This is a genomic window from Lactobacillus nasalidis, assembly GCF_016587775.1.
Lineage (GTDB): Bacteria > Bacillota > Bacilli > Lactobacillales > Lactobacillaceae > Lactobacillus > Lactobacillus nasalidis.
Genome location: NZ_BOCG01000013.1, coordinates 1 through 6,218, shown reverse-complemented (window position 1 = coordinate 6,218; position 6,218 = coordinate 1). Strand labels below are relative to the sequence as shown.

Below are 6,218 nucleotides of genomic sequence, written 5' to 3'. Positions count from 1 at the left end.
TTTAAAAATCTCTGCCGTCCGGCAGCCGATTGCTCCGGTACCAACAATGCCGACTGTTTTGCCCGCCAGTTCACGCCCCTGAAGGCCGCTCTTGCCTTTTCCTGCCTGAACAGCCTCATTGCCGGCGCTGATGTTTCTGAGACAGTCCAGGGTCAAGCCGACTGCCAATTCAGCCACCGCATCGTTGCAATAGCCACCAGTATTGGAGATCTTGATCCCCATCTCCTTGCAGGCTTCCAGGTCAACATGATCAATCCCAACGAAGGCAACGGAAATAAACTTCAAATTCTTGTCCGCCCGGATTACTTCCCCCGGCAAGGGATGGTTGGCGATAATCAAGGCATCCGCGCCCTCGCTCCGCTTTTTCAGCTCTTCAGGATCGGTTGAAAAACTGTCGTAAGCTACAAATTCATGTCCCTTTCCGGTTAATGCTTCTGCCAGCTTGACCAGGGTATCCTTCTCAATACCCAGTGGCTCCATCAATACAATCTTCATTTTTTCTCCTTAACTTTTTACTTTACAAGCACTTTAATTCAGTAAGCGCATACATCAATGACATTATCTCATTTTTATCGTTTCTTTGCCAAGAATAGAAATTATTTTGCTATTTCCAAGCATCCCCCTTGACATTAGTCTACATAGAGACTAATATTTTAGATATTGTCCATGAGGAGACTTTTTTAATGAACCCAAACACACACGAAAGCATTTCAGAATTAGTAACCCTGGCCAGTGTCCGGGCCAATCACGCCTATAGCCAGTATGACAAGCTGATGGGGATCAGCCAGTACGAGAGCATCATTCTTTATGAGCTCTTGACCCATCCCCGCCTTGCGCAAAAAGAGCTGATCTACCGCAGCGGCATTCCCAAGCAATCCATCAGCAAAGGGATCCACAGTCTCAGCGAACGCGGCTACCTGGAAATCACTGCCAACGACCAGGACAAGCGGGTCAAGTACTGCAGCTTAACCCAGTCCGGACAAGCCTATGCCCAGGAAAAAGAATGTGAGATCCTGGCTATCGAAAAGCGGGTCATTGACAAGCTCGGCTTTGACCGGGCAGCTTTGGCCTGCCAAATTCTGAACGAGTGGACTGATCTTCTCAGCGATGAAATAGCAAACTTAAAGGAGGAAAAACAGGAAAAATGAAACTGCTATTACCCTACTTCAAGCGATACAAGAAGGACGTTTTCGCGACTTTGATCACGATCTTCTTTTCAGTTTTTGCCACTCTCTACCAGCCCCGCCTGCTTCAGCAGGTGCAAAATGAGTTGCTGGCAGACCAGCAGCAGGCTGTCATCCGTGACACCGCCATCTTGATTGGCCTGGGTCTTTTGTCAATCCTTACCGGTGTTCTCAACGTATACTACGCCGCCCGGATTACCCAAGGCGTCGTCAGCGACCTTAGAGAAGACACCTATGCCAAGATCCAAACCTTCTCTTTGGCTAATGTCCAAAAGTTTTCTTCGGAATCACTCAGCGTTCGCTTGATCAACGACATGCAGCAGATCATGAACATGATCATGACCATCTTCATGCAGCTGATCCGGATGCCTTTGATCCTAATCGGGTCAATCATCATGGCCATCGTCACCATCCCCCGCTACTGGTGGGCAGTCGTCGTTCTCTTGGTCTTGATCATGGGCCTGGGCATCGTGGCAGTTAAGCAGATGACCGCCATGTTTGACAAGTTCCAAATGTACATGGACAAGATCTCTGGGCGGACTGGGGAATACTTGCAAGGGGTCCGGGTTGTTAAATCCTTCAACCAGAGCTCCCAGGAAATTGCCAAAATGAACAAGGATTCTGATGAATTAAATGAAGTCAACATCAAGGTTGGCTACTGGTTCTCCACCATCCTGCCTGGTGCCCAGCTGGTTTCCTACCTGGTTATCAGCTTAGTGGTCTACTTGCTTGGAACCAGCATTCTCCAGCATCCCCAAGACGTTTCCGTCATCACGCCTTACGTCAACTATGTCTTGACCATGCTCTTTGCCATCCTGCTCGTTGGCATGGCCGTTATGCAGATTTCCCGTGGTAACGTCTCCTTGCGGCGGATTCAGGAAATCATGGATACCCAGCCAGATGTCGTCTTCAATGACAAAGCTCCAGACGATGCCTTGAAGGGATCCATCGAATTTGATGACGTTTCCTTTACCTACCCTGACGGCCAGCAGCCTGTCTTAAAGCATGTCTCTTTTGAAGTTGAAGCAGGGCAAATGGTCGGCATCGTCGGGGCGACTGGGTCCGGTAAATCCACCCTGGCCCAACTGATCGCCCGCCTCTATGACCCGACTACCGGGAAGATCAAGATCGGCGGCAGCGACCTCCGGCAGGTAAGCGAAACTGCCCTGCGCAAGACTGTCTCATATGTCTTGCAAAAGGCCGTCCTCTTCTCCGGCACCATCGCTGACAACCTCCGCCAAGGCAAAAAAGACGCAACCCCATATGAACTGGAACGGGCAGCGCAAATGGCTCAAGCCAACGAATTTATCCAGCGCTACGATGAAACTTTTGACCATGAAGTTGAAGAAAGAAGTGCCAACTTCTCCGGCGGGCAAAAGCAGCGCTTGTCAATTGCCCGGGGGATCATCGCCGGCAGTCCAATCTTGATCTTGGACGACTCAACTTCGGCTCTGGACGCTGAAAGTGAAAAGCTGGTCCAAGAAGCCCTTGAAAAGCAGTTGCCAGACACGACCACGATCATGATCGCCGAAAAGATCGTCTCAGTCATGCATGCTGACAAGATCCTGGTGCTGGATGAAGGCCGTTTGGTTGCCGAAGGCACTCACGAGGACCTGCTCAAGACTTCCCCGGTTTACCAGGAAATCTACCAGACCCAGAAAGCCAAAGAAAGAAAGGAGGAGCTCTAATGTCAGACAAGCAAAAGTCCCTCACTTATCTGAAAAAATATCTAAAAAACTACAAGAAGCCAATCGCTATTTCAGTCGTCTTCTACTTGATTGCGACTATCGCCCAGGTAATCGCCCCGTCTCTTTTAGGCAGGGCAGTCACGGACTTGTCTGCTTTTGTTAAAGGCAGAGGGTCCCTCACCGTCTTTTACCAAGCTCTGGCCTTGATGGCCGGTTTCTACGCGCTGAATTCCATTGCCACCTACATCGCCTGGATGCTGATGACGCAGTTCAACGCCAATGCCAACAATGACATGCGCAAGGGGCTTTTTGGCAAACTCCAACGGATGACTATCCGCTATTTTGACAGCCACCAGGACGGGCAGATCTTGTCTTTGTTCAACAGTGACCTGGACAACATCTTCAACGCTCTGAACAACGCCTTTTTCGAAATCATTTCCCAGTCCCTGCTCTTTTTTGGCACCATCATCGTGATGTTCGCCATCAACTGGAAGCTGGCCCTCAGCGTTGTGGCTACTACCCCATTGATCCTGCTTTTGAGCTGGATCATCATGAAAAAAGCCCGCGTTCACCTGGACAAGCAGCAAGACCGGGTTGGCGAGCTCAATGCCTACATCAATGAACAGCTCAACGGGGAAAACGTGATCATCACCCAGGGCCTGCGTGAGCAGTCAGTTGCCGGCTTCAAAAAGGAAAACGCTAAGGTGCGGGAAGCCATGTTCAAGGGCCAGTTCTACTCAGGCATCCTTAACCCCTTGGTTACCGGCTTCTCACTATTGAACTTTGCCATCGTGATTGCTGCCGGTGCCTACATGATCATGACCAAGCAGGTCAGCCAGGCAGCCGGTCTGGGCTTGATCGTGACTTTCACCGAATACTCCTGGACCTACTTCCAGCCTTTGACGCAAGTGACTTCCATCTACTCCATGCTGCAATTGGCTTTAACCGGTGCCCGCCGGCTTGAGACGGTAGAAGAGCAAGATGAAGAAAACACGGTTCCAGGCGGCAAGACCATCTCCGGTATTGATGACGCGGTTCGCTTGGAAGACGTCCACTTTGGCTACACGCCTGACAAGGAAATCCTGCATGGAGTTTCAATTGAGGTACCAAAGGGTCAGTCAGTTGCTGTCGTTGGTCCGACAGGGTCTGGTAAAACGACGATCATGAACTTGATCAACCGTTTCTATGACGTAAACAGCGGGGCTGTAACTTTTGACGGCACTGACGTCCGCGACCTGCAGCTGGAAAACCTGCGGAGCAATGTTGGGATCGTGCTTCAGGATTCAGTCCTTTTCTCTGGGACGGTGGCTGACAACATCCGCTACGGCAAGCCGGATGCGTCAATGGACGAAGTCATCGCCGCGGCCAAGGAAGCCCAGCTGCACGACTTTGTCATGACTCTGCCAAAGCAGTATGACACGCCGATTGAGAACGGCCAGGCCAACTTCTCAACTGGGCAAAAGCAGCTTTTGTCGATTGCCAGAACGATCCTGGTCGATCCAGCCTTCTTGATTCTTGACGAAGCAACCAGCAACGTCGACACGGTTACTGAAGAAAAGATCCAAAAGGCCATGGACAACGTGATCGCTGGCCGGACCAGCTTCGTGATTGCCCACCGCTTGAAGACGATCCTGAATTCCGACAAGATCGTCGTTTTGAAAGACGGCAAGGTCATTGAAGAAGGACCACACGCTGACTTGATCAAGAAGCGCGGCTTCTACTACCAGCTCTACACCAGCCAGATGGCTTTTGAATAAAGCTAAAAAGACACCTGTCACGAAAAAGTGATAGGTGTCTTTTTTCATCTCGTTTTATTCGGTTTCACCGCGGTAGTCGACAATTCCGCCGATATTTTTGACATTGGAGAAGCCCATTTGTTTAAGCAGGTCAACTGCCTGAGCGCTTCTGTTGCCGCTGCGGCAATGAACAAACAGCGGTGTATCAAGATCTGTGATCTCTTCTCTGGCTGCCACGATCCTGCTCAAGGGAATATTGATGCTTGACGGGATGTGCCCTGCCTCGTATTCATCCTTTTCTCTAACATCGAGCAGTTTGGCATGAGGCGTTTTGTGAAATTCAGCTACGCCTTTGTTGATGTCATTTTCTTGAAGTTGATCCATTTTCTTTACCCCTAGTTTGCTGCTTATTTAGTTCTTTCTTTTGCCTCTAGCTCATCCAACTTTTGCTTCAATTCTTTGTCAATTTCCATATTGCCTTCTTCACCACTGTTGTTTGAAACCCACTTCCAGGTGATATCCCAGTTGGAATTATCAATCAGCGTCTTGATCTCTTTCCATACTTCGGAGTTCTTTTCCCAGCGATGTGTGTCGTTCCAACGCTCTTGTGCAAACCAAGTACTATCGCTAGTGTGTAACGCGTATTTTGAATCGACAACGAATAGGATTTTGCCAGTGTTTAGATTTTGCTCAAGTAAGTTTTTTAACGCATCTCTGACGGCAGTAATCTCCATCAAATTGTTAGTCTTACCCCTATCGGGCTTGATTTCTCGATGATTGATCTCCTTATTCTTGTTTTCTATCAGATACGCTGATCCGCAGACGGTATTAGCATCAACCTTAGCTCTTCCGCCATCTTTTCTGGAACCGCCAACAGTATATACAACGGTGTCAAATTTTGAATACTCTGCACTGTCGGGATTAGTATATTTGGAATTTAAAAATTCTTCAGCATCTTCGCGCGTAAAAAAGCCTTTTAATACCGCGCTGGATACGCCTGAAGTCGCCTCCTCGCATTCATCCCAAGACTCAGCAATACCTTCTCTTTCATATGTTTTGTAAGCGTAATAATTATAGTGGTCCATGAGTTTTCCCTTTCTGTATCAATCGCCAAGTAAATTTCTATTAAGCCAACTTTGTTTAATAAATCTAATAATATTATGACATAATACGTATTTCTAAACAAGCACGGTCTGCTGCAAAAAATGTGTGCAATGTAGCCAAATAGTAATTTTTGACTACGTATGTCCAAAGACATGGATACAGACATTTTTCTTATTGCCGTCATCACCGGTATTCCGATATCCCAACAAGGGGGTAACCGCATTGACCAGCGCAGGCACCGAAGCACCACTCTTGCAACTTCTTGGAAAGGCTCTCGCCAATCCTCGGGTACAGCCAACCCGCATGACTAAGGCCAAGGCCTTAGCCATTAACTCTCCTTTCTTTTAAATTTATAGCGCATGATTTAACTCTGGATGCTCAACCAGCGCTAGAAGGCTAAGCATCGCATTCTTGTCCCGATCTACGACTATGCCATAGTTCGGGCATTTTTCGTTATAGCAGACGTACTCATTGTGTTTAGTACCATGTTTCTTGTTTCCGTAAAG

Annotated in this window: 6 protein-coding genes and 1 pseudogene; 3 read left to right on the top strand and 4 right to left on the bottom strand. The window is 48.5% G+C overall.

Translation table 11 applies throughout. The annotated features are described in order from the left end of the window. Positions 1–495: NAD(P)-dependent oxidoreductase (locus tag lacNas_RS00130; protein ID WP_280515417.1), on the bottom strand; the 495-nt coding region annotated here is incomplete at its 3' end. Between the two features lie 188 nt (positions 496–683). Here lacNas_RS00130 and lacNas_RS00125 point away from each other — a divergent pair. From lacNas_RS00125 to lacNas_RS00115, 3 genes are read left to right on the top strand one after another with little or no spacing between them, the layout of a single operon-like run. Beyond that, positions 684–1,148 carry a MarR family winged helix-turn-helix transcriptional regulator gene (locus lacNas_RS00125; protein ID WP_201330010.1) on the top strand — a complete coding sequence of 155 codons (465 nt, stop codon included), beginning with the start codon at positions 684–686 and terminating at the stop codon, positions 1,146–1,148. Next, positions 1,145–2,872, top strand: a complete 1,728-nt coding sequence (locus lacNas_RS00120) for an ABC transporter ATP-binding protein (RefSeq protein WP_201330011.1) — start codon at positions 1,145–1,147, stop codon at positions 2,870–2,872. Before lacNas_RS00125 ends, lacNas_RS00120 begins: the two co-directional genes overlap by 4 nt. Then, entirely contained in the window at positions 2,872–4,629 is a 1,758-nt protein-coding gene (locus tag lacNas_RS00115; protein ID WP_201330012.1) for an ABC transporter ATP-binding protein, read from the top strand. Before lacNas_RS00120 ends, lacNas_RS00115 begins: the two co-directional genes overlap by 1 nt. A 54-nt stretch (positions 4,630–4,683) precedes the next feature. Here lacNas_RS00115 and lacNas_RS00110 read toward each other — a convergent pair whose 3' ends face one another. The 3 genes and pseudogenes from lacNas_RS00110 to lacNas_RS00100 all read right to left on the bottom strand — a co-directional run. After that, positions 4,684–4,992, bottom strand: coding sequence for a rhodanese-like domain-containing protein (locus lacNas_RS00110; protein WP_201330013.1), 309 nt, complete (start codon positions 4,990–4,992; stop codon positions 4,684–4,686). A 23-nt stretch (positions 4,993–5,015) separates the two neighbouring features. After that, positions 5,016–5,693: a ribonuclease H family protein gene (locus lacNas_RS00105; protein ID WP_201330014.1), complete on the bottom strand. Its 678-nt coding sequence runs from the start codon at positions 5,691–5,693 to the stop codon at positions 5,016–5,018. A 369-nt stretch (positions 5,694–6,062) separates the two neighbouring features. After that, positions 6,063–6,218: pseudogene (locus lacNas_RS00100) on the bottom strand (RNA-guided endonuclease TnpB family protein); the annotation flags it as partial.

Coding starts and splice junctions, on each gene's coding strand:
- lacNas_RS00125 (WP_201330010.1), top strand. CDS start 684: ATGAACCCAAACACACACGAAAGCATTTCAGAATTAGTAACCCTGGCC.
- lacNas_RS00120 (WP_201330011.1), top strand. CDS start 1,145: ATGAAACTGCTATTACCCTACTTCAAGCGATACAAGAAGGACGTTTTC.
- lacNas_RS00115 (WP_201330012.1), top strand. CDS start 2,872: ATGTCAGACAAGCAAAAGTCCCTCACTTATCTGAAAAAATATCTAAAA.
- lacNas_RS00110 (WP_201330013.1), bottom strand. CDS start 4,992: ATGGATCAACTTCAAGAAAATGACATCAACAAAGGCGTAGCTGAATTT.
- lacNas_RS00105 (WP_201330014.1), bottom strand. CDS start 5,693: ATGGACCACTATAATTATTACGCTTACAAAACATATGAAAGAGAAGGT.